We start from the raw sequence: 21,427 nt of genomic DNA on the forward strand, positions 1-21,427 counted from the left end.
TTTATAAGAACACTATCCCAAGGACAAGCAGCCCCGTCGTAAGGAATGGGAACGCATAATCCACCGGGCGCATACGGACCGGATGATAAATGGTCCGCCCCGCCTTTTCGTCGAAGCCCTTCGACTCCATTGCCGCGGCAAGCGCCTCGGACCAGCGCACCGCCTTCACCATGAGAGGCACGAGCAGCTTGGGCGAGACCGGTATGGGATATATGCCCCGCGCCCAGAAAGCCGCTTTTGTTTTGCGGTATTCCTGCTGCATATTCGGCAGTATCTGGAAAGCGGCAAGCAGGCCGTATACAAACTTGGCCGGAAAATGAAGCTGCTGCTCCATAGACCGCACAAGCGCCATCATATCCGTCGTCATAACAAACAGCAGGCCAAAGCCCGCGAACGCAAGTACGCGGCTTCCAAGCTGCAGCCCGTTTTCAAGCGCTGCGTCCGAAAGCAGCGCGTTTCCCGCGCCAATACCGATATTTGCCCCCGCATGGAATTTCGCCCCCGTCATATACATTCCCACCGCAAGCACCGCAACGGGAATCATGATCTTCGCGGCGGCGCTCCAGCGAACCTTTGAAAACGCAAGGATCGCAAGGCTAGCCCCAAAAATTACGAGGTTCAGCGTAATGCTGTAAAAAAATGCAAGGATCACGATCGGAACAAGGATGCCGATCAGCTTCCATGAGGGATTGATGCTTTTCATACGCCTTCCCTCCGTTCAAGCTTTCCATCCGCAAGCGTATAGAATATATCCGCGTAATCCCGCGCGAGCTGTTTATCGTGCGTGGAAAAAATAAGCGTCAGCCCTTTTTCTCGGACGCGGTCCATCATCAGCTTCATCACCGATTTCAGGGATCGCACATCCTGTGCATAGGTCGGTTCGTCGCACACGAGCACCTTGCAGTCATAGGCAAGCAGGGCCGCGACTGCAAGCCGCCGCTGCTGTCCCTGGCTGAGCATGAACGGAGACATCCTGCGGTACCTCCACAGGCCGGTTTCCTGCAAATATTCCTTGACCTTTGCTTCCAGCTTTTCGCCTTCATAGGTCTGCCTGAGGCTGACCTCCATCTCTTCGTATACGCTTTGCGCAACGAACTGGTCCTGCGGGTTCTGAAACACAAAACCAAGCCGGTGCGCCATCGCCTTTTTGCGAATCCGCTTCAATTCCTCCCCTTCCAGCAGGATGCTTCCCTCATAGGGCACAATACGGCACAAGATGGAAAAAAAGGTGCTCTTCCCGCTGCCCGAGGCCCCGGTGACCGCATGCACCTTCCCCTTATAAAAATCCGCGTCGAGCCCGTCCAATATTTTTTCCCCGTCGTAGCCCGCACACAGGCCGCGCACCGTAAGCACCGCTTCCCCGGGTGCGTTGTTCTCTCTGCGGCTGCAATATTCCCGTCCCGGGAACGCAATGCCCATTTCTTCAAACGTTTCCCCGTATTCCGGTAAATTCCCGGGAGTGACGCCCCGCTGCCGCACGCGCGCTCCCTCGCCGAGAAGCACCGCCTCATCCATAATCGGCAGCCACGGTGCAAGCTGGTGGTCCACAGCCACGATTCCCATGCCCCGTTCCCGGTGCAGCTGGCCGAGCTTTTCCACGAGCACCTGCGCCGAGGCCGGATCGATATTGGCGAACGGCTCGTCGAGCAGCAGCCACCTGGGACGAATCAGCACCGTACACGCGAGCATGACCTTCTGCTTTTCGCCGCCTGAAAGCGTATGGAACGCCCGGTCCCGCAGATGTCCGATCCCGCAAAAAGAAAGCGCTTCCTGTATCTTTCCGTCCATCTCCGCGGGGTCTTCGCCCATATTTTCGAGGCAAAAGGCAAGCTCTCCGTTCACCGTATCCATACAAAATTGCAAATCCGGGTTCTGGAACATCATCCCCGCGATGCGTGCGCGTTCATGCGGATACAGGCCGCCCATCTCCTCCCCGTTCACCGTGACCCTGCCTTCGTCCACGATTCCGGCGTTTTGCGGATAAATGCCCGCCATAAGATACAAAAGCGTGCTTTTCCCACAGCCGGAGGGACCGGTCAGTATCGTGACCTTACCCTCCGGGATCGCCATATCCACATGGTCGACCACCTTATATTTACTTGTCTCCATATAGCGGAAGGTGAGAGCCTCGCACCGTATGCCGCCGGGATCAGCCGTGGAATTCATTTGTATAACCGCCGTTTGCCCCTGAAATATCTTTCCTTGTCATACCCTTTTCTTTCATAAACGCACTGAATCTATCCCAACGCGCGGGCGTAATAGTTCCCCAGTGCCCCGCTTCATTCAGATACAGCCCCGACACATAGGCCTGGCTTTCGACAAGCAGGCCGAGGTCAAAGTGCGGCGTATATCCGTGCAGTATTTTCGCCGCTTCCTCCGGATCTTTCGCTGCATCGATAAAGCCCTGGTCACTCGCTTTTACAAAAGCCCGGATCACATCGGCCTCATTTTTAACGAGCCTCGTTTTCGCCGCAACCGCGGGAGCGCAAAAATCGAGCACCGGATAAAAATCCGCGAGCGCAAAATAATTGCAGTCATATCCCGCGTGCTTCATTACAAACCATTCCCAGTTTTTATAGATCCATACCGCATCCCCATCGTTTCCCAGCGTCTCCGTGATGTCGCCCACATCCTTGGTTACCAGCTTCACCTTGGAGTAATCGCCGCCGTCTTCATCCACCGCAAAGCCGATCACCGCGTGGAACCATTCGGGCGTCCAGTGGGTAAGGCGCTTGCCGGCAAGCTCCCTTGGACGGGTGATTCCTTCTTCCTTCAGGGAAATAATCCCCGAATCGTTCACCTGTGTCAGGACCGCAACGGCCTGCACCTGTTCTTCGCCGGGCGTTTCGTCCATATACACGAGCATCGCCGGTTCGGGCGCCACCACGATATCCGGTTCCCCCGCAAACTGGTGGCCGCAGCCCCCGAATTCCCCATTGATCTTCACGTCGATGCCAAGATCGTGGTAATATCCTTTTTTGAGGGCTACATAAAAGCCCGTATGGTTTGTGTTCGCAAACCAGTCCAACTCCATATGCAATGTTTTCATACTGCCGCTTCCTCATCGTCGTCTATAATATCCTGATGCGCATATTTCGCGCCCACCGGGTATCCCTTCAGAACGCCCGTCCGCGCAAGCCCCTTGCCAAGCAGGTTGCTGAGTACGCCCGCAAACAGCAGCGAAGTGCCGAGGCGGACGGCAAACATGGCGACGAGCATCCCTATCTCAAGCGTTGCGTATCCGTTGGTGAAATAGGTCCAGATAAAGCTCAGGATGCACGCAAACGTCGCGGATACACACATGCTCGCCATATCATAGCGCCGGTAGCGGAACACCGCAAAGCCAAGCTCGAGGCCGACTCCCTGCACAAGCCCGGTGGTGATAACAAGCGGAAAGTTGCCCATCAGCAGCTCAAGGAACGCCGCAAGCACTTCGGTCACGAATGCAACGCCCGGCTTTTGCATGATGAACGCGGCAACCGTCGCCGCCATGAACCATACGCCGTACACGATTTCAAAATTGAAGGGTGCAAGGCCAAACGGCGTGAGCGCCGCCTGCAACCCCATACTGAGATAGAACGCACCCAGGTAAATGAGCGCGAACAGCACCCCCAGAATCCCGATCATAATGATGTCTTTCAGCTGCCAGGCATACTTCTTTGTTGTGGTTTTCATTGCTTCTTTCTCCTTCTGTATGTTTAGATTTGCGAGCAGAAAACCCTGTCCCCTGTGCCGTCAAACGAAATTCGTCTGGCTCCGCAAAAAAAAATTCTTTCCGCGGCCAAACGAAAAGAACTTTTCAATCGATGTGAAAAAAGCGCTCCCTCCGCCAGTATTAACCGGATCAGGTTCAAGGGTCTAAGCTCATGCTTACTCTCAGCCACCCCGCGGCGACTCCCCTGCTTAAGTATACCGTTCCCAAACGGTGCGGCTCCGGGAAACCCGCTCCGGGCGCGCAAATCTGGGTGTGGCATACTTCACTATGCAGTTTTGCTCTTTTTAATATAGCAGATGGGTTCCCGGCTGTCAATCGGTTACGCCTCAAATGTATCCACGTCCGCCAGCCGGGTCTGGATGCGGATGGACCGTTTCTGCACGGACTCTAAGTGGTTCTGGGCAGCGGCAAGCGAATTTTGTGTTTTTTGCAGCATATCGCCAAACGTTTCAAATTCGGCCCTGACCGCTGCGAGCATTTCTTCGATCGCCGCGGAATGTTCCCGGATGGCGAGGGTACGGAAGCCCGTTTGCAGGCTTGTCAGGAAGGCGCCCAGCGTGGATGGCCCCGTGACCATCACACGGTATTTGCTTTGCAGCCGGTCCACAAGCCCAAGACGGATCACCTCCGCATACAGCCCTTCGGACGGCAGGAACATGATGGCAAAATCCGTCGTCTGCGGCGGCCTTACATATTTTTCGCTGATCTTTTTGGCCTCCGTGAGCACTGCCTGTACAAATTCCTTCTGCGCGGCTGTAAGCGCCTGCGCATCACCGCTTCCCCCCAGCGCGAGCACGCGCGCATAACGGTCCATAGGGAATTTGGAATCGATGGGCAAAAGCACATCGCCGCCCTCCTCACGCGGCATTTTGACGGCAAATTCAACTGTACTATCCCGTGTAATACGCACATTTTCAATGAACTGTCCGGGGGAGAGAAAATCCGAAAGCAGCTTATAGAGCTGAACCTCCCCCCAAATGCCCCGCGTCTTCACCCCGGAAAGGATGTTTTTCAAATCGCCCACGCCGCTCGTAAGGGCGCGCACCTCTCCCATACTTTTATATACCTGTTCAAGCTGTTCGCTGACGCGCGCAAAGGAAGTGGAAAGCCCGCTCTTCAGCGTGGTGTCTAGTTTCTGGTCCACGGAGAAACGAATCTCATTCAATTTCTCCTCCACCGTACGGCGCAGCACTTCCGCGCTTTGTCCGTTGACAGCCGAGGCCCTGTTGACCGTATCGAGCACCATCCCGGAAAGAATCTGAAACTGGCTTGAAAGCTCTGTCCGCAGGGCGGCGGCATCGTCCGTTTTCCTTCCCAGCCGCACAAGTATGGCCACGCACAGTATTCCGAGCGCCACAAGCCCGGCCGCAATGAAAATTATTTCCATAGAAAACCCTCCGCTTTGATTTTGATCCGATTTTATCATACCACAGACAGGTTACAAACACATGCCGTTCCAGTAAAAAAGCCCCGCGCGGAATTTTCCGCACGGGGCTTTTGCCCATCTATACTAATTTAGCAAGATAATCGCAAAATTGAGATAACCGGCAAACGTCAGCCACACAAGGTATGGAATCTGCAAATTTCCTGCCGCAGGCTTTACAAGGCGCATCGAACGAATCATAAAAAACACCATAAGCCACAGGACTGCAAGCCAAATAAAAGCAAACACATAGTTGCGCGCGTTAAAGAAAATAATCATCCAGAAAAAATTGAAAATAAGCTGTGCAATATACAGCGTAAGCGCCCTTCTCCTATAGGGTGATATCGTCATATATACCATATAAGCCGATATCCCCATCAGAACAAACAGCACGCTCCAGACGATTGGAAATACCGCGCCCGGGGGGGAAAGCGGCGGTTTTACCACATCATTGATATAAATCTCCATGCTGCTATTGGTCAGCAGGCCGGAGACCTGTCCGGAGCCCACGCTAATCAGAAGGCTTAAAAGCAGTACCTTCCAATTGATTTTATGGGGCGTATCATATGTACCCGCGTATGTTGTATTCATTCCCGCTTCTCCTTTCAGTTTGTTTGGTTTCTCATATTTAAACCTCCCGGTTCCTTTCAATCCATTTTTTGTTCTCTGCGAAATAATTTAATTTAATGACTTTTTATATAAGAAAAGATACGGCCCGGCGGCCGCATCTTTTCAAAGAGCGTTTATAAAAACAGAGGAAAGTATATTGTATTCCCGGGCATTCTTACTTATACAGCGGCCCGTAGTTTCTGCACGCCCTGTAATCCGCGCTTTCCCGGTCCTGCGTGCCGAACGCGTTCCATGCCGCGGGACGGAACAATTTTTCTTCGCTTACGTTGTGCATGTTCACCGGAATCCGCAGCATGCTTGCAAGCGTAATCAAATCCGCGCCCACATGTCCGTATACCGACGCGCCGTGGTTTGCCCCCCAATTCGCCATTACGCTGTATACGTCCGTAAACGCCCCTTCTCCCGTCAGCACAGGCGCAAACCATGTGCACGGCCAGCCTGGATCCGTCCGGTCCCAGAGAATCTTGTTCATATCGTCCGGCAGTTCGACCGTATAGCCCTCGGCGATCTGCAGTACCGGTCCAAGCCCTTTTACCAGGTTCATCCGGCACATCGTGACCGGCATTCCGCCCCGCGTCTTAAACGTCGAAGAAAATCCGCCGCCGCGGAAGTATCCGAGGTTCCCGGGGGTCCACTTCGTCGCATCGAGGCACTTTTGCGCCTCCCCTTCCGTGATCTCCCAGAAAGGCTTCATCGCCGGTTTCCCGTCTTTTTCCTGCTCGCCTGAAGCGTCGAGGGCCGCCGCCCCCCAATTAATCAGGTGGATGATCCCGTTTTGCGCGTATCCCGTAAGCTCCTTGCCCGTTACACGTTTTACCGCCTCGGGGCTCCAATAGGTGCGTACATCGCTGAAAACCGCCGCCGTATTTGTCACAAGGTGCCCAAGAAGCATCGCCACGCCGTTCAGGCAATCATTCTCCGTCGCTACGACAAGCGGTTTCCTGATCCCATTCCAGTCAAACGACGAGCACAGCATCGATTCCATGAAATCTCCGTTCGGCATAAAGTCCGTCCACTGCCTCTGCCCCTGGAACCCGGCTGCGATTGCATTGTTTCCGTTGCCCTCTTCGTTCCAGCCGATTTCCTTCAACTTTTCATTTCCCTGCATCATATCGCGTACGATCATTGCCATCTTTACGCAGTATTCCCACTCAGCGTCCTTTTTCTCCCGGCTGTGGCCATTTTCGCCGTTATACAGATCGTCGTTCTCTTTGCAGTTTTCCCGCGTCCACACAAGCGCGCGTTCAAATTCTTCCTTGTCGTAAATCTCATTTTCTACCCGCCGGATAATTTCGCTCATATCCTTATACTCGCACCGCATGCCAAGGTATTCTTCAAAAAAATCCGGATTTACCATGCTGCCCGCGATGCCCATCGCCACGTTGCCAACTGACAGGTAGGATTTCCCTTTCATCTCGCCTACAGCTACTGCCGCGCGTGCAAACCTCAAAATTTTCTCCGCCACATCGTCCGTGATGGCGTCGTCGTCCGCATCCTGTACGTCGTGCCCGTAGATCGAGAACGCCGGAATCCCCTTCTGCGCGTGGGCCGCCAGCACCGCCGCAAGATACACCGCGCCCGGCCGTTCCGTCGCATTGAGGCCCCAGATCGCCTTCGGCGTTTTCGGGTCCATATCCATTGTCTCGCTGCCATAGCACCAGCATGGGGTCACTGTCAGAGTCGCGCATACGCCCTCCCGGTCGAACTTCTCCTGGCACTTTGCCGCTTCCGCGAACCCGCCGATTGTGGTGTCCGCGATCACGCAGCCTACCGGGTTGCCTTCTTCGTCATATACATTTTCACTAATCAGCTTCGCCGCAGACTTTGCCATGCGCATCGTCTGTTCTTCGAGGCTTTCCCGGATTCCCTTTTCACGTCCGTCGATCGTTGGCCTGATTCCTATCTTTACCATTTTGCTTTCTCCTTTTCCTATGTAGATTGATCCACCGGCAGGGGATTATTCTCCGCTTTAGCCCGTCCTCCGCACGGAAGGAAGGGCTAAAACCATCCGGTCATCCCACTTATCCCTTTGTATCTTTATTCATAAGAATACCGGATATAAAGTAGCATTTTTTCGGAGGCGGCGTTCGCCGCCTCCGAACCTGTTGTTCCTTAGTCGTAAACGAGTTTCGCGATGTCTTCGTCGCCGATGTTGGCCGCATTGTACCATTTTGCACCCGTATCAACGTCGGAAACCGTTTCACCCTTGGCAGCCTTTACCGCAAGGTCTACCGCCTGGTAGCCAATCTGGTAGGGGTCTTGGGTTACGGAACCCAGGAACCAGCCGTTGCTGACTGCCGTCTTCTGCGTTTTGCCTGCGTCAAAGCCCGCAACCGTCAGGTCTTTGTACGTGCCGTTTTCCTTATCGAGGTCAGCGCCGTCGTTGGTCGCATTCAGGAAGCCCGTGACCGAGCCTTCGTTCGAGCAGAACACGCCGATCAGGTTATCTTCCTGCAAAGCGGCGGAACCGATGTTTTTCAGGTCCGCGGCGTCTGTCGTCGGAGCGATATGTACGGAGATGATAACCGCCGGATCCTGCGCGGAAGCAACCGCATACAGGTCATGGCCTTCCACCGCTACCTGATCCGGGAAGATTTCTTCCGCAGCTGCTTTGAAGGTGTCGATGAAGCCCTGCGTACGCTGTGTAACGGAGGTGGACGTCGCGTCCTGCGAAAGGACCGCAACCCTTACCGGCTTTTCAGGCGTAGCCGCTTTAACTTTCTCTACGAACGCGCTGTCTTTCATCATTTCTTCCGCAGCGAGTCCGGCTGCGGCAGCGTTGTCTGTTGCGGCAGTCGCGAGAACCTGTCCTTCAGGAGCGTCCGGAACGCCGGAGTCGAAGCCGATGACCGGAATGCCAGCCGCCTGGGCGTCCGCGAGCTGCGACGTGACGGAGCCGGTATCAAGGGCTGCGAGGCAAATCGCCGAAGGATTCTTGGAAAGAGCGCTGTTCAGCATATCGACCTGGGCCTGGATATCGCTTTCAGACGGAGGTCCCTGGAAATTGATGGAAACGCCGAGGTCTTTACCGGCCGCCTCTGCGCCTTCCTTAACGACCTGCCAGAACTGATGCTGGAAGCCTTTTGCAACGAGCTCTACCGTGATATCGCCGTCTGCGGCAGGTGCGGACGCTTCGGCCGAAGCTTCCGTCGATGCCTCAGGAGCTGTGGATGCTTCCGTGGACGCCGACTCCGAGGGAGTCTCGGCCGCCGGTGCGCATGCGGCGAATACGAATGCGCAGGCCAGAGCTACCATGAGAATACTGATTAATCTTTTTTTCATTTTGGTTCCTCCTTAAGAAATAGCTTTCTTTATTGCAATCAGGTTCATTTTCCTGAAACGCACTTTATTATGCCGCCTTTACCTTATTGGCGGATTTCTGGCGGTAAATGTCCATCAGCACCGCGAGAATAACGACCACGCCGACGAAGAATGTCTGCCACTGCGGCTGGAGGCCGATGGAGGTGAGGCCCATTTTCAGCACCGACATGATGAATACGCCAATCAGGGTGCCCGACATGGACCCGACGCCGCCTGCCAGTGACGTGCCGCCGATCACGACTGCCGCGATGCCCTGGAGTTCAAGGCCATTACCTGTCTGCGGCAGCACCGTTGTATAGGTCGCGCCATACATGAGCGCCGCGAAGCCGCAGAAGAGCCCGTTTACCACATAGACAAGCGTGAGCCATTTTGCCGTATTCACGCCGGAGAGGCGCGCGGCTTCTTCATTAGAGCCGATCGCAAACGTATATTTGCCGAATTTTGTTTTGTTGAGCAGGAACATCGCCAGCAGGAAAAATGCCACCAACCAGATCACGCCCGTCGGGAAACCTTCCGGCGTTTTCATAAAGACCGCCTTGAACCAGCCGTCCGCGTCCGCCGCCGTGGGCCAGCGCTGCGTCTGCACCGACGTGACGATGGAGCCGAGGCCCTGGGAGATCATCATCGTGCCCAGCGTTGCGATAAACGCAGGCAGCTTCAGCCGGGCGATCAAAAAGCCGTTCAGAAGGCCAAAGCCCGTGGGAATCAGCACCGTCAGGATGATCGCCGCAATCAGCGGCCATCCCTGGGAGTTGTACATATATCCGCCGATCAGCGCGCCGCACATCATAATCGTCCCGATGGAGAGGTCGATCCCTCCGGTGATGATTGCAAAGGTTACGCCGAGCGCCAGGAATCCTACGAAGTAGGAAGATTCCAGAACATTCGTGATAAATGTGAGTCCGTTTACGTTGTTTCCGAATACCGCGGCGATAAAGAAGAATACAAACAGTATGACCAGTGCGCCGAGTGCCAGTAGTTTTTGCAGGTCGATCTTTTTTCCGCCCTGCTGTTTCAATGCTTTTGCTTCGTTACTCATTTTCCCCTACCTCGCTTAACTTCTTTGTGTGGCATACTTCATGATGCCTTCCTGTGTCGCTTCGCTGATGTCGATTTCGCCCGTCATTTTTCCTTCGCACATTACGAGCACGCGGTCGCTCATCCGCAGCAGCTCCGGCATTTCGGAAGAAATCATGATGATTGATTTTCCTTCTGCCGCCAGCTGGTTCATCAGTTTATAAATCTCGCTTTTTGCGCCCACATCGATGCCGCGTGTCGGCTCGTCGAAGATCAGGATATCGCAATTGCGCACCAGCCATTTCGCAATGACCACCTTCTGCTGGTTGCCGCCCGAAAGGTTGCGCACCAGCTGCTTGATCGACGGTGTTTTGAGGTCGAGTTTCTGCACATATTCCCGGGTAACCTTGGCGATCTTGCTTTCGTTCACCACTCCGCCCTGAACAAATTCATCCATCGTGGCCATAACGGTATTGTCCGCCACCGAAAGTCCCACTGCCAGCCCAAAGGCCTTGCGGTCTTCCGAAAGGTAGCCGATGCCGCTTTCCACCGCATCCTGCGGGCTTTCGATCGAGACCTCTTTGCCGCTCACGAAAATCCTGCCCTCCGTCCTTGGGTCCGCCCCAAAGATCAGCCGCGCGGTTTCCGTGCGCCCTGCGCCCATCAGTCCCGCAAAACCAAGAATCTCGCCTTTTTTCAGTTCAAAGGATACATCGTGCACCACCGGAGAAGAAAGATGTTCCACCCGCAGCACCGTGGGCGCGCCTGCCGGGACCGCACTGTGGGTCTTCGGTTCCTCATAGATCGTGCGGCCCACCATCATGCTGATGATTTCATCCATCTCCGTGTCTTCCGTTCTCACAGTGCCCACGTATTGACCGTCCCGCATGACCGTGATATCGTCCGTAATGACCTTGAGTTCCTCCATCCGGTGCGAAATATACACGATGCCCACGTCCTTGGCTTTCAAATCCCGTACAAACCGGAACAGATCGTCGATCTCGGTATTGGTAAGCGCCGCGGTCGGTTCGTCCATAATCAGGATGTCCGCATTCAGCGAGATTGCCTTGGCGATCTCGATCATCTGCTGCTTTGCAACGGTAAGCCGTCCGACCGTGGTATCCGGTTCGATATCCAGGTTCAGGGACTGTAAAAGCTCTCTCGTCATCTGGTTTGTCTTCTTTTTGTCCAGCGTAAGTCCCTTTTTCGGCTCACGGCCGATAAAGATATTGTCCGCCACCGTAAGGTGCGGCATCAGGTTCAGCTCCTGGTGGATCATGCTGATCCCGTCCCCCAGCGCGTCGGCCGGCGTCCTGTAATGAACCTCCCGCCCTTTCACCATAACTGTCCCGCTGTCCTTTTCATAGATACCGGTGAGCACCTTCATCAGGGTCGATTTCCCCGCGCCGTTTTCGCCGACGAGTCCGTGGACCTCGCCCTTTTTAAGCTCGATCTGCGCGTCGTCAAGCGCGTGTACGCCGGGGAACCGTTTTTGGATATCCTTCATGCTTACCACAACTTCAGCCATGTACTGTTCACCCCTTTATTGAATTCCATTCATTTGAAACGGTCTTGATTTGCTTTCTTACAATTACAACTATACGGCCTGAGGAGAAAAAAGATAATAAACAAAACCACACAAAACATTAAAGATTCAACACTCTTTTTTTGCTTTGTGTGGTTTTTTGTATGGTGCGAAAAAGCCGTGCGCGGCGCTTTTTTTACTTTATTGCACGCCGGAACGGCGGTGCGGCGGCTTTTGCCCTTATACGAATGGATAGATCAGTCTCTGTATCTCTTCCTCGCGCATGTTTTCCTTGGTGGCGAACGCAAAGCCCGTATCTATGCTTGTCACGCGGAGCGTACCGTCAGCGGCCTCTACGGCGGCCTGCACCGCCATGTAGCCCATATTGAACGGCATCTGCACGGCAAATCCGTCTACGATCCCAGTTTCGAGCGCCTCGTTCTGCACGGTGGAGCTGTCGAAGGCATAGAAGCGGATATCTTCCCTGCCGGATTCCCTGATTGCCCGCGATACGCCTTCCGCCGAAATCTGGTTGGTCGCGAACAGGCCGCTGATGTCCGGGTTTTCGCTGAGAATACGGGTCGTAGTTTCATAGCTCCGCTCCGTACTGTCTCCGATGTCGTACGTCCCGACGATTTCCATATCCGGATAATTTCTTATCCCGCGCGCAAAGCCTTCCGCGCGCTGACCCGCGGTTGTTGTCTGTGTGGAATGGGAAATCACCGCAACCTTGCCCGTGCCTCCCATTTCCCCGCCCATCACATCCCCGACGTATTTGGCAGCCGCATAATTATCCGTGCCCACAAAACAGCTTCCCACAGGCTCGCTCAGCCCGGAATCGACCAGGATCAGCTTGATCCCCTTCTCCCTGATCTCCTTCGCATAGGGAAGCAGGGCGTCGCTGTCGGCGGCGGCAAGAATAATCATATCCGGCTGATCCGCAATGGCCCGGCGCACCGCCTCGATCTGCCCCTCCGTATCTTCTTCGGACATCGCCCCGTCCACCGTAAGGTTTACGCCAAATTCCTTCGCGCCTTCCCTGGCGCCCTTTTCCAGCAGCTCCCAGAATTCAAAACCAGGCTGCTGGGATTTTACGATCAGCGTTGCGTCAAGCGTGCGGCTGGTCGCGTTTTTTTGCCCGAGAAAAATCCCGAAAGTAATAAATATCCCCGCCAGAATCAGCGATATGATGATGTAAAACGTCTTTTTAGCCATCCTGGTCCGTCCTTTTCCGCGCGGGAAGCGTGACTGTAACGCGGGTCCCCTGCCGGTATTCGCTTTCCACCGCAATTCCGTATTCCGTGCCGTAATAAAGCTCGATCCGCTCGCGGATATTGCGCATGGCCACGCCGCCGTGGCGGATGGTGCTCTTCCGCACCGGCTCGAACACGCGCCGCAGCTCATGCGGCCGCATCCCCCGCCCGTTGTCGTCGATCACAAAAACAAGCTTTTCCCCGTCCACAAACCCGCGCACCCAGATGGTCCCGCCATCCGGATTGTTCTTGACGCCGTGATAGATTGCGTTTTCCACAATAGGCTGCAGGATCAGCTTGGGCATTGTAAGAGCAAGCGCGTCTCCCGAGACCTCGATTTTGTAATCAAGCGTTTCATAGCGCATCTTCTGGATCACAAGATAACTGCGCACATGCTCTATTTCATCGCGCACGCTGATAATATCCTTGCCCGAAGAAAGGACGATGCGGAAATAGTTTGCCAGAGCGACCGTAATCTCCTTGATCTTTTCGCTCCCCGTCTCCTCCGCGATCCATACGATGGAATCCAGCGTATTATATAGGAAATGCGGATTGATCTGCGACTGGAGCGCCTTGAGCTCGCTTGTGCGGATCATTTCCTGGTCTGCCATAATCTGCTCCATCAACTGCTTTACATTGCTTATCATGGAAGAAAGGGAGGCGGCGAATTTTTCCGTCTCAAGGGTCCCGCGGATCGCAAAATTCGCGTCAAGGTTGCCCTGCTCCACCTCGTTCACCGCAAGCTCCAGGCGGGAAAGCGGCTTAGTGACATACCTTGCCATTTGCACGGAGCCGATAAAGGCGGCGAGCGCCATCAGCAGCGTAAGGATGATATACAGGGTAATCATCTCGCGGGAAGAAGCGACGATCTCATCGAGAAAGGTCACTCCCACCATCTTGAAATCCGTTTCCGGAATATCGCTGATGTTATACAGTTTATTTTCTTCCTTCAGCTCGAGCGTCGCTTCCTGCGCCGTCAGCACCTCTGCGATCCGTTCCGTTTTCAGCCCCGAATAGATAAGCTGGAGCTGCGGATGGTAGACCATTTTTCCGTCCGCATCAACGATAAAGATGTAGCCCTTGGAACCAAGGTTGATATCGTTTAAAATGTCATCGATGGCGCTGTAATTCAGCTCCACAAGCTGCGTCCCGATAATTTCACCCGTAGTCGCGTTCAGGATTCGGCGGGAAAGCGAGATAACCCACGGATTATCTCCCTGCGTCATGGTCCTGACCTGCGTGCCGGTCAGGGTCGGTATATCCGTCACGTAGTCTTTTACATTACGGTACCACTCATCCTGCGTGATATCATAGTTTTCCTTCATGCGCAAAGTGGCGGGTACATAAACCGGGTTGTTGTCCCGGTCGAAAATAAAAATAGAAACGATATTTTTATCGATCTGCGGCAGGTAATTGAGGAAGTTCCTGAAATTCGCGCGCGTGACTCCCGCATCCTCCGCCTCCGGGTCCTCGAGGTAGCGCATTACATCCTTGTTGGTGTTGATGATGCCGGAGATACTTTCGATATTGCTGATATAGCGGCCAATATTTTTACCGACCTGCGAAAGGATGACCTCCGTATCCGAAATGGTCCTCTCACGCATGCTTTCATAGGAATAGTAATAGGAAACGATGCTCATAAGGATGAGGATCGCCACCATGAAAATAGAAAAGCACAATATGATGATCGTTGATATCCTTTTCGGAACACGCGCTTTTTTCATTTTTTACTTCTGTTCCTTGAATTGCTTTGGAGAGAGGCCGATCAGCTTCTTAAACACAGAGCTGAAATAGGTCTGATGGGTAAAGCCCACCTTCATTGCAACCTCGTACACCTTGCTTTCGGGTTCTTCAAGCAGCTCCGCCGCCCGCTCGATACGGAATTCATTTAAGTAGTCCACAAACGTCTTGCCGGATTCCTTTTTCAGGATCATGCTGATATATCCGGACGACAGGAAGAGGTCCTCGCTGCATTTTTTCAAGTTGAGGTCGCTGTCGCCATAATTCTTCTCGATATATTGTGTGATCTTCAAGAACAGCTGGCCGCTGCGCGATTTCATTGAGGATACGTAGGCAAGCGTTTCGCCGTAAAGCTTCTTTACCCATTCCTCGGCCTGCTCCAGCGTCTCAAATTGCTCCAGCACCTTCACCGGGTCAAAGGGAGTCCCCGGGCGCTCTCCTTCCGTGTGCAGGCGGGAGCTCATGGATTCCATCGTGTTGGATATGCTCAGGAGCAGGCGGAGCAGCATGCTTTTGCACCGCGTCACGTCCGGCGTAACCTGCCGCAGCTGCGCAAAAAACTCCTCGATCAGCGCACTGCTCTTTTCCGCTTCGTTGGAATACATGACGGTCAGGAGTTCGCGCTCTGTTTGCTCCGGATAACGGAAATCCGTATTGCTATGCGCTTTCAGGTCTCCATAATGGATAATATTCTGCTTTGAGAGCACAAAGGTGCATTCCAGCGCTTCCCGCGCCTGCCCGGCAAGCTTCGGCAGTTCCGCGAGCGTCCCTTCTTCGGAGACCGCAAAATCGACGGGTATCTCGATAAAATCCAGAATATTGTGGTAAATATCGGTCAGAAGCTCCTCCAGCCTGTGGCGGGAGGGGCACGAAACCACCATGCCCAACTCGTTGCGGTAGGTCTCGAAGGCGAAGCCCGTATGCGTGTCGCGCAGGAGTTCTCCCGCAATGTTCAGGACCGCGAAGCCCGCAAGGTGGTCGTCCGCCGCATCCGCCCATATCTCGCACCGGGAAAGGTAGTCTTTCATAATAATAAAATAAATATTCTTGTCTTCGATCTGCGCATAGTCTAAAAATGCGGAAAGCTCCTGCTGCGCACGCGTGTCCCTGCGCAGCACGGCGTTCAGAACCGATGCGGCCGCTTTGCCCTCGTCCGGCTTTGCGGGCACGCTTTTTTCCCGCGCTTCGGTAAGCTTTTCGATTTGTTTCTTTACGACAACTTCTACCATCTCCCGCGTGATCGGTTTGAGGATATAATCATCAACGCCCGCCCGCAGGGCGCTGCGCGCATATTCAAAATCGTCAAAACCCGTAATAATGACGATCCTGATCTGGGGATACTTTTGCTTGATAATACTGGCAAACTCAAGGCCGTCCATTTTAGGCATGCAAATATCGAGCAGAATGATGTCCGGTACGTTTTCAAGTACCTGCTCCAAGGCTTCCACACCATTTTCCGCTTCGGCCACCATTTCAATATCCAGCTCGTTCCAGTTAATGCTCTTCTTGATTCCCCGGCGCACCAAGGCTTCGTCGTCGACAATTAAAATCCTGTACATGAAATTCCTTTCTCTTTGGAACCATTCGGGTTGTTCACATTTTATTCCCTTTCTGCCGCGCGGTCAAGTGCCTGCCGTTTAACGGCGGAAAAGCAGACAAAGGCGGCAGGATATTTTAGTAACAGTATCCTGCCGCCCGTCATCGCCTGCCGTTGTTTTCGATATTACTTCTCCCGCACCGTTTTTTTCCAGGAAAGAAGAAGGATGCAAAGGGAGCCTGCCGCCGCAATAATGAGGAGATGCAGTGGTATGGTGCCATCCCCTGTCCCGGGCGCGCCCTCCGGACTTCCCGGGTCCTCCGGCGGAGCCTGCTGTCCCTGTCTGCCTGAATCGCCAGACGGGGAATTGCTTTCCCGGTTGATCCATCTGGCATACAGCGTCATATCCCCGTGTACGGTATCCACATCAAAACGCCACGCGCGGCCTGCCTCCGGTTCCGTATACCAGCCGCCAAAGATAAATCCATCCTTTACCGGCGGCTCCGGTTCCCCGATAAGGCTTCCCCGCAGCACGCCCTCAAGCGGCGCGACTATACTCCCTCCCTGCGTTTCAAACCTCACAGTATCATAAACCGCTTCTTCGGTATAAGCGACCGCATATGCGGAAAACAGGTTGCTTTCCACCGTTAATGTGGCATCTTTGTCGTCAAGGTCCGGCAGCACGTCAATTTGCCCTCCATGCTCCCGCAGCATCATAAAAGTCCGGTTCGGCCCCAAGAGCCTTGCTGGAATTTTCACCTCAATGCGAACATGATGCTTTGTCGCAGGAATTTTCTCCTCCTTATGGTCATCTACTTGTTTCACAACCGAAATATCCAGATGCATCCCTTCATAATAACCCATCCGCTCAACATCGATCCTGCTTTTTTCATCTTCCAAATGATTAACGAGCAGTTTGAGTTTAATTTGATTAATCGACCCTTCCCGAAGCTGTCTTGCCTCATTAAGCGTTATTGATCCGGCAAGATTATAAAGATTTGACGAATAAAGCTCTGTTTCGATCTCGCCGTCTATCTCGATCTGTACCTGAATCGTCTTCAATGACGCCAACTGCCCATGCAGATGCTCCACGCTCTCCCCGGGGACTTTATTCTTTTCTTCGTCCGTCAGTTGCTCGTAAAGAATCTTCGCCTCCAGCACATCATCGGCATATTTTATGTGGTCCGCCTCTGGCGGGGTAATATTTCCTATCGCCTGTTCTACATCCTGGGCAACCAACCGCGTAAAGAAAACCTCAAGCGTATGGCCTGCGCCGACATCGCTCAGCGTGTAGGCGTCCGCCGCGCCGGCATTCACGCCATCGAGCATAATCCGGTCAACCTTGTATCCGTCGTCGGGAACAAAGCGGAACGTCTGTTCACCGCCCTTGAGAATAAAGGTTTCTCCTGCGGGCAAGACCTTTCCGTGCCCACCCGGAACAGAGGCTGTCACGCAATACGCGTCCACAAGCTTCCACTCGGCTTTTCCTGCGTTTTCCTGCCTCTGCAGCCCAAGGCCATTCCCTGAATAGGAAACGGAACCCGTTCCACCGGATGCTTCTATGTAAACCTGTCCCGCGGCAGGCGTTCCGCCGATCTCCATCACCGTATCGCCGCTGACCGTTCCGCCGACCGTCAGCTTTCTGCCTGCCTGCATCCGTAACATCCCGCCGCCGATGAAATTCCCGGCAATGGATTCGTCGAAGGAGGAAAGCACAAGTTCACCGCCCGCATCCACCACAAGGTCTTTCGCATTCCACAACAGTTGATCCGTGCTTCCATCCTTATGCCTGAGTGTTGCGCCATCATATACGTGCACCTCGTTTACTGCTGCTTCATAAATAAAGCCGATATCCGCATTGGTCTTCCTGCTCCCGCCGCCAACGTATACGTCCAAGCCGCCGCTGGTTGCGCTGGAATTGTTTTTATGAATGCTTTGGACCGCCGTATCTCCGGCGATATAAATTTCTGCCTTTTCCGCCCGGGCATTGTTATGCCCTCCCGGATACACACTGCCCGTAATATTCGCGTTATCGAGATGGATCGTTATATCACGGGCATACTGATACCCGGTATCCGCGCTGTAATAGCCCGCGCCGAAAAGATACTGGACCGTGGAGTCCGCTATGTCGACCGCTGTTTTTCCGGCCGTTTCCACATGTCCCTTTCCGTTTCCCCATCCTCCGCCGAGTATATAAGCGCCCGGAAGGCTGCAATCCCTGACCTCGACGGAAACGGATCCCAATACGCGGGCGCTTGCCGTTGCATCGTCTTTTGCTTTTCCGCCGCCGAATATCCAGCCCTTCATATTTTGGTCGCCCGAAAGCTTCACCGCCGCCGCGCCGACGTCCGAAGCTGCGCCTGACGCATCCGCGAAACCGCCTCCATAGATAAATTTGCTGAATTCGCTTGCCAGATTACGCATTTCAAGTGTCGCCGTTCCCGTAACCGCCACATTAGCCGCAGCGTTGGCATAACCTCCCGCATACAAATCCTGACTGGGGATTACGCCGTCAAACACAAGCGCCGTATCTCCGTAAACCACTGCGTTGGCATCGGCCGCATAAGCCCGGCCTGCGCCCACCGCAAAGCCGGTGAAGGAAGCGGTATCGTTTCCGTTCCCGCAAAAAGATGTTGAAACAGACACCAAGTGATCCGCAGAGCCTACGGCTACATTGGCCTTCTTCGTGGCCCGCCCCGCAGGCGTGAAATACGAACATGCGAACCCGCTGCCAAAGACGTTGGCGACGCCGCCCCCAATAGATGCGTCGCTGTCCGTTCCCTCCGCCTCTCCGCCGCCGACGTATTGTCCCAAGATCGAGCAGCTGTCTCCAAATTCTGTTGAGACGCTTCCTTTTACCGCAGCATCGGCTTTTTCCGCCGTAGTAAGACCCGCCCCAAAAAACCAGCCCTTGCAGGCAAAGCGGTCCCCGACCGCGGTTTCAATCGTTCCGCCGACGGACGCGTCCCCGTTGATTCCGCCCGCCGTTCCGCCGCCGATAAACCGGCTTACCATGCAGTCGTTTCCCAGCGTTGTCGAGATGTTTCCGTCAACCGCAGCAGAGGTGTTCTGTTTCATATTGAGGCCGCCGCTGTAAAACCATCCCGCGCAGGAAAATCTGTCGCCGATAATTGTTTTTATATCTCCTTTCACACACGTATGACTCCCGTCCGGTGAATAGCCCGTATAACTGGAATAGGGCTTCCCGCCGGCAATAAACTGCCCGTCGGACACGCCGACTTTGCTGCACGAAACATCATTTCCAATTTCGATGTTCACGCCGCCCACGTCGGCGCTCGCCGCGCGCCTGATGTTGGCGTTGATCGTGCCGCCGCCCACAAGACCGCCGATCTCAGCGTTATCCCCGATTTTGACCGTGACGTTGCCCTTCACATCGCAGCTGCCGCCGCCTACGCTGGAACCGCCCCCGACAATCGCGTTGTTAAGCTTCACCCCGTCCGCAATTTTAATGGCAACGCCGCCTTTTACATCCGCCCGGCAGATATCCATCCCTTCGGCTGCCGACGGATTTTCATTCTGCCGTCCGTCGGTGTCCCCGCCGCCCACAATGCAGCGGTCTGTATTGGTGTTTTCCGTATTATTGGAAACATTTCCGTTGATCTCAATCTCAACTCCGCCCACATTGGCAATCGCTGACGATTCCGCAACCGCCTCAGTGCCGTTTGCCCCGATCGTCGCATATCCGCCGCCCACGATAAAATCTCCGTCATAAAAGCCGGGGTCCTGGGCTACATCCGTCCCGATATCGATATGGCAGGTGCCTGCCACGTTTGCCCAGGAGGTCGTGCCGCTGTAGCCGTCCCCGGCGTGGAAATTGTAGGCATATCCGCCGCCGTACATTTTTTTCTGGATCGAAGCCCCGCCGTGCAGGCGGATATGCGTATCGCCTCCTACGTTGGCAGTTCCTCCATTATAGGCCGCGCCGCCTCCATACAAGGTGGTAAACGCCCCGTAAACATCGATATTGACGCTGCCGCTGGCATTCGCCGTGTGACCTTCGCCCCTGGCTGATCCACCGCCATGGACCGCAAAAATTGTGCCGTTGTTGTACGCGCCATGCGTATCGCGTATCGTTATGTTCGTGTCGCCATCCACGTCGCCATTCTCTCCGCCGCCATAAATGGCTGTCCTGTTGTACGCTCCCATCGCCCCGTCATAATAGATGCTGGTGCTTCCTGTGGTTTCGTCCTTTGCCCCGCCGTAAATTGTCCCGCCGACGCTGATCGCGCCTTCGACGGAAAACGGTATCCCATTGGCATAAATATTCGCTTCCGAACCCAGCTCTACAAACAGGATAACCGGGGTATCTTTTGTGGCTCCTTCTTTGGATGTGGTAACAGTAAACGAAGTAATTCCCTTATCGACCGGCAGATTGATATATGTAAGCGGGTTTAAAGAGTTGTTGATAATCACTTTTAAATTTTCAGGATTGACAACCAACTTCACGTTGCCTGCCGGATGATCCGCACTGCAACTCGCCAGTGCCGCGTCAATCGCTGCCTGTATTCCGGTTTTGCTGACATCGCTTCCTTCTACGGTAATGACAGTGTTGCCTTCATCGTCTTTCAGGAAGGCGGCTGCGGGCTGTGCAACATGCACCTCGATATAGGGAATATCCGTTTCACTGAAGGACGCATCCAGCTTGTAGGTATCCGTGTCCCATACAGGGGTAAATGTATAGGAATCATATTCCGTTGCCGCATAATCGTCCGCGCATACCCAACTGACGGGAATCTCCCGTTCCTCGTCCTTGCCGTCCAGATATACGCCCAAGCTTGCCGGGAGGCCAAGCTCTGCCTGCGGCACTTTGTGTTCAAGCTCGATCTTGGCGAACGGATCTCCGCTTTCTTTATTATACTTGATAAATCCGGTAATGTTATTTGGCAAAACAAATTCTTCACGCTTGGCGGCAGGACAACCCGGTTCATGGTTTGAAGCCGTGCATTCTTCCGAAACCTGACAAACGTCCTCCGCCTCCGGGTGTTCTTCCCCTGCCGCCAGAGCGGTTGGCGAACCTCCCAGCAGGGAAAACGCCATGATAGCCCCGACAATAAGCGACAATATCCGCTGTCTTTTTCCCTCTTTCATAACTGTCCCCTTTGCAAAACCAAGAATGATATTAAAAGCTATGCCAAGCCTTTTTCGGCTCCCATACAATTTCTATTATATACATGGACAGCGTTTAAATCAACCATATAGAAATATTCGGATAAAATTAATTTCCAGATAAAATGGAAATAAAAAA

Annotated in this window: 14 protein-coding genes and 1 riboswitch; all 14 genes read right to left on the reverse strand. The window is 54.0% G+C overall.

What is annotated here, in order from left to right:
- Position 1 precedes the first annotated feature (1 nt).
- The 14 genes from B1H56_RS07280 to B1H56_RS07345 all read right to left on the reverse strand — a co-directional run bounded on the left by B1H56_RS07280 (position 2) and on the right by B1H56_RS07345 (position 21,270).
- The gene (locus tag B1H56_RS07280; RefSeq protein ID WP_066522919.1) at positions 2-703 is read right to left on the reverse strand and encodes an energy-coupling factor transporter transmembrane component T family protein; all 702 of its coding nucleotides are present in this window, start codon (positions 701-703) and stop codon (positions 2-4) included.
- Positions 700-2,109 carry an ABC transporter ATP-binding protein gene (locus B1H56_RS07285; protein ID WP_242866612.1) on the reverse strand — a complete coding sequence of 470 codons (1,410 nt, stop codon included), beginning with the start codon at positions 2,107-2,109 and terminating at the stop codon, positions 700-702. Before B1H56_RS07285 ends, B1H56_RS07280 begins: the two co-directional genes overlap by 4 nt.
- A gap of 40 nt (positions 2,110-2,149) precedes the next feature.
- Positions 2,150-3,049 carry an ABC transporter substrate-binding protein gene (locus tag B1H56_RS07290; protein ID WP_066522915.1) on the reverse strand — a complete coding sequence of 300 codons (900 nt, stop codon included), beginning with the start codon at positions 3,047-3,049 and terminating at the stop codon, positions 2,150-2,152.
- Positions 3,046-3,675 carry an ECF transporter S component gene (locus tag B1H56_RS07295; RefSeq protein WP_066522913.1) on the reverse strand — a complete coding sequence of 210 codons (630 nt, stop codon included), beginning with the start codon at positions 3,673-3,675 and terminating at the stop codon, positions 3,046-3,048. The genes B1H56_RS07290 and B1H56_RS07295 overlap by 4 nt, the downstream gene beginning before the upstream one ends.
- 127 nt (positions 3,676-3,802) lie before the next feature.
- Positions 3,803-3,911, reverse strand: a riboswitch (TPP riboswitch).
- Positions 3,912-4,034: 123 nt separating this feature from the next.
- Entirely contained in the window at positions 4,035-5,102 is a 1,068-nt protein-coding gene (locus B1H56_RS07300; RefSeq protein WP_162938970.1) for a DNA recombination protein RmuC, read from the reverse strand.
- A gap of 123 nt (positions 5,103-5,225) precedes the next feature.
- Positions 5,226-5,729, reverse strand: coding sequence for a TspO/MBR family protein (locus tag B1H56_RS07305; RefSeq protein ID WP_066522909.1), 504 nt, complete (start codon positions 5,727-5,729; stop codon positions 5,226-5,228).
- 193 nt (positions 5,730-5,922) lie between these two features.
- A complete protein-coding gene (locus B1H56_RS07310; protein ID WP_121418982.1) occupies positions 5,923-7,680 on the reverse strand; it encodes an L-fucose isomerase in 1,758 nt (585 codons plus the stop codon).
- A gap of 200 nt (positions 7,681-7,880) precedes the next feature.
- On the reverse strand, positions 7,881-9,050 hold the full coding sequence (locus tag B1H56_RS07315; RefSeq protein WP_066522906.1) for a substrate-binding domain-containing protein: 1,170 nt from the start codon (positions 9,048-9,050) through the stop codon (positions 7,881-7,883).
- Between the two features lie 67 nt (positions 9,051-9,117).
- Positions 9,118-10,128, reverse strand: coding sequence for an ABC transporter permease (locus B1H56_RS07320; protein WP_066522905.1), 1,011 nt, complete (start codon positions 10,126-10,128; stop codon positions 9,118-9,120).
- Positions 10,129-10,143: 15 nt separating this feature from the next.
- A complete protein-coding gene (locus B1H56_RS07325; RefSeq protein WP_066522903.1) occupies positions 10,144-11,634 on the reverse strand; it encodes a sugar ABC transporter ATP-binding protein in 1,491 nt (496 codons plus the stop codon).
- 237 nt (positions 11,635-11,871) lie between these two features.
- A complete protein-coding gene (locus B1H56_RS07330; protein ID WP_066522902.1) occupies positions 11,872-12,846 on the reverse strand; it encodes a substrate-binding domain-containing protein in 975 nt (324 codons plus the stop codon).
- On the reverse strand, positions 12,839-14,608 hold the full coding sequence (locus B1H56_RS07335; protein WP_066522901.1) for a cache domain-containing sensor histidine kinase: 1,770 nt from the start codon (positions 14,606-14,608) through the stop codon (positions 12,839-12,841). Before B1H56_RS07335 ends, B1H56_RS07330 begins: the two co-directional genes overlap by 8 nt.
- Positions 14,609-14,611: 3 nt before the next feature.
- Positions 14,612-16,183 carry a response regulator transcription factor gene (locus tag B1H56_RS07340; RefSeq protein WP_066522900.1) on the reverse strand — a complete coding sequence of 524 codons (1,572 nt, stop codon included), beginning with the start codon at positions 16,181-16,183 and terminating at the stop codon, positions 14,612-14,614.
- A gap of 164 nt (positions 16,184-16,347) precedes the next feature.
- Positions 16,348-21,270, reverse strand: a complete 4,923-nt coding sequence (locus tag B1H56_RS07345; RefSeq protein WP_066522899.1) for an InlB B-repeat-containing protein — start codon at positions 21,268-21,270, stop codon at positions 16,348-16,350.
- Between the last annotated feature and the right edge of the window lie 157 nt (positions 21,271-21,427).

It is taken from the genome of Christensenella minuta (assembly GCF_003628755.1).
Lineage (GTDB): Bacteria > Bacillota > Clostridia > Christensenellales > Christensenellaceae > Christensenella > Christensenella minuta.

Coding starts and splice junctions, on each gene's coding strand:
- B1H56_RS07345 (WP_066522899.1), bottom strand. CDS start 21,270: ATGAAAGAGGGAAAAAGACAGCGGATATTGTCGCTTATTGTCGGGGCT.
- B1H56_RS07330 (WP_066522902.1), bottom strand. CDS start 12,846: ATGGCTAAAAAGACGTTTTACATCATCATATCGCTGATTCTGGCGGGG.
- B1H56_RS07280 (WP_066522919.1), bottom strand. CDS start 703: ATGAAAAGCATCAATCCCTCATGGAAGCTGATCGGCATCCTTGTTCCG.
- B1H56_RS07325 (WP_066522903.1), bottom strand. CDS start 11,634: ATGGCTGAAGTTGTGGTAAGCATGAAGGATATCCAAAAACGGTTCCCC.
- B1H56_RS07335 (WP_066522901.1), bottom strand. CDS start 14,608: ATGAAAAAAGCGCGTGTTCCGAAAAGGATATCAACGATCATCATATTG.
- B1H56_RS07295 (WP_066522913.1), bottom strand. CDS start 3,675: ATGAAAACCACAACAAAGAAGTATGCCTGGCAGCTGAAAGACATCATT.
- B1H56_RS07290 (WP_066522915.1), bottom strand. CDS start 3,049: ATGAAAACATTGCATATGGAGTTGGACTGGTTTGCGAACACAAACCAT.
- B1H56_RS07320 (WP_066522905.1), bottom strand. CDS start 10,128: ATGAGTAACGAAGCAAAAGCATTGAAACAGCAGGGCGGAAAAAAGATC.
- B1H56_RS07340 (WP_066522900.1), bottom strand. CDS start 16,183: ATGTACAGGATTTTAATTGTCGACGACGAAGCCTTGGTGCGCCGGGGA.
- B1H56_RS07285 (WP_242866612.1), bottom strand. CDS start 2,109: ATGGAGACAAGTAAATATAAGGTGGTCGACCATGTGGATATGGCGATC.
- B1H56_RS07305 (WP_066522909.1), bottom strand. CDS start 5,729: ATGAATACAACATACGCGGGTACATATGATACGCCCCATAAAATCAAT.
- B1H56_RS07315 (WP_066522906.1), bottom strand. CDS start 9,050: ATGAAAAAAAGATTAATCAGTATTCTCATGGTAGCTCTGGCCTGCGCA.
- B1H56_RS07310 (WP_121418982.1), bottom strand. CDS start 7,680: ATGGTAAAGATAGGAATCAGGCCAACGATCGACGGACGTGAAAAGGGA.
- B1H56_RS07300 (WP_162938970.1), bottom strand. CDS start 5,102: ATGGAAATAATTTTCATTGCGGCCGGGCTTGTGGCGCTCGGAATACTG.